Here is a 1,874-nt window from a genome sequence, read left to right as displayed (position 1 = left end):
GGCGGGTCCCGGGGGCGGCCGGGGCAGGACGGGTCCGGTACGGCGGACGGACCGGCGGCCGGAAGCGGCCCGGCGGAGGCGCCCGGTACGCCGGAGGGCGGCGGCGCGGCCGGCGCCGGGGACGCCGCGGGCGGAGCGGCAGGCGCGGGCGGAGCGGCCGGGGTGTCCGGGGTGTCCGGGACGGCGGGGGTGCCCGGGACGACCGGGACGTCCGGCACCGGCGGCGTGCTGGGCGATCCGGCCGACCTCGGCGGGGCCCGCGGCGCCGGCACCGGCGGTGCCGCGGGGGCCGCGCCGGGCCGCGGGAGCGGCGGGCGCGCCGCATGGCGGGCCGCGGAGCCCCCCGGAGCACCGGTTTCCGGCGGGCCGCCGGCCTCCGCCGGTGGTTCCGCGTCCGCCCCGGACCGGGACGGGCGGCGTGGCGAGAACCGGACCCGGGACATGGCGCGCGGTGTGACGCGGAGGGCCACCCGAACGCTGAGGGAAACGTGATGGCGGACGACCGGGACGACTGGCTGGACGAGGAGACCGCGGAGCGCTTGCTGCGTGGTCTGCCGGTCGACTCCCAGCACACACGCCTCGACGTCCCCCAGGACAGCTGGTTCCGGGAAGCCGACCGGCGCACGGCGGAGCGGCTCGCCGCCGCGCTCGACGAGCTGGCCGCGGCCCACGCGCCGCCCCAGTCCCCCGCGCCCGGCTCGGCCTCCGTGGAACTGCCGGGCGAGGCCGCGGCGCTGGACGCCTTCCGCGCCGCGCGGCCCGGCGTGCTGCGCAGCGGCTCCGTCGGTGTGACGGGCCCCCGGGCCGATTCCGGTTCGGATTCCGCTTCCCCTTCCGGGAGCTCCCCGGCGCACGGGGCCGCGGGGGAGCGCCGGGCGCGCTGGACGGTGTACGGCATGGGGCACGGCGTACGGCACGGGACGCGCGCCCTGTTCGCGGGCAGCCCGCTGCGGGCCGGGTTCGCGATGGCGCTCGCGGGGTGCGTGCTGGGCGGCGTCGGGGTGGCCGCGGGCGCCGGCGTGCTGCCCACGCCCTTCGGCGGCGACGGCGCGCCTGCCGTGAGCGGCTCGCCGCTGCCCCGCCTGACCGACGGGTCGCCGCGAAGCAGCGCGGACCCGGAAGGCGACGACGGCACCCGGCGCACCCCGGGCAGCCCCGGCACCGGGCAGAGCGGTTCCGGCGCCTCGCGGGACACCCGCGGCGGGGACGACGCGCCGCGCTCCGGCTCCCCCCAGGCCGGCCCCGGCGGACAGGATGCGCGGGACGGCGACGGCCGCCGTGACAACGATGGCGGAGCGCCGGACGCCGACGGTGGTCCGGACCAGCCGGGCGGCTCCGGCCCGGACGCCCGCAAGCGGGCCCTCGCCTCGGCGCTGTGCCAGGCGTACGGCGCGGACAAGCTCGGCGGGAAGGACCGCCGCAAGCTGGAGCGCGCGGCGGGCGGTGGCGCGGCCGTGCAGAAGTTCTGTGCCAAGCACGGCGGTTCGGGCGGCGGCCCGGCGTCGGGCGGAGCCGGCAACGGGGGCGGCTCGGGCGGTCCGGGCGGTTCCGGTGGTTCCGGCGGCCCGGGCGGTTCCGGCGGCCCGGGCGATCCCGGTGCGAACGGCGGTGGCCCCGGCGGAGCGGGCGGCAACCAGGGAGCGGGGGGCAACCACGGTCCCGGCGGCGGTCCCGGCGGCCCCGGCGGTGCGGGCGGCTCCGGGGGCGGCGGCGGAGACGGCTCGGGCGGCGAGGAAGGCCCCGGCGGAGCGGGCGGGAACCAGGGAGCGGGCGGCAACCACGGTCCGGGCGGCGGCCCCGGAGCCGGGGGCAATATCGGCCCCGGCGGCGAGACGGCCTCCCCGGAATCGAGCATGTCCCCGAGCGCGTAGCCG

General features: G+C 81.7%; 1 protein-coding gene and 1 pseudogene. Both read left to right on the top strand.

What is annotated here, in order from left to right:
* Positions 1-492: pseudogene (locus G5C65_RS36500) on the top strand (hypothetical protein); the annotation flags it as partial.
* Entirely contained in the window at positions 492-1,871 is a 1,380-nt protein-coding gene (locus G5C65_RS36495) for a hypothetical protein (protein ID WP_165303336.1), read from the top strand. The pseudogene G5C65_RS36500 and the gene G5C65_RS36495, both read left to right, overlap by 1 nt.
* The last annotated feature ends 3 nt before the right edge of the window (positions 1,872-1,874 follow it).

Origin of the sequence: Streptomyces boncukensis (genome assembly GCF_011045075.1) — a bacterium.
Lineage (GTDB): Bacteria > Actinomycetota > Actinomycetes > Streptomycetales > Streptomycetaceae > Streptomyces > Streptomyces boncukensis.
The sequence above is the reverse complement of the archived record's forward strand: the minus strand, read 5'-3'. Positions and strand labels throughout refer to the sequence as shown.

Excerpts from the sequence above, each read along its gene's own strand:
- G5C65_RS36495 (WP_165303336.1), top strand. The coding sequence starts at position 492 with ATGGCGGACGACCGGGACGACTGGCTGGACGAGGAGACCGCGGAGCGC.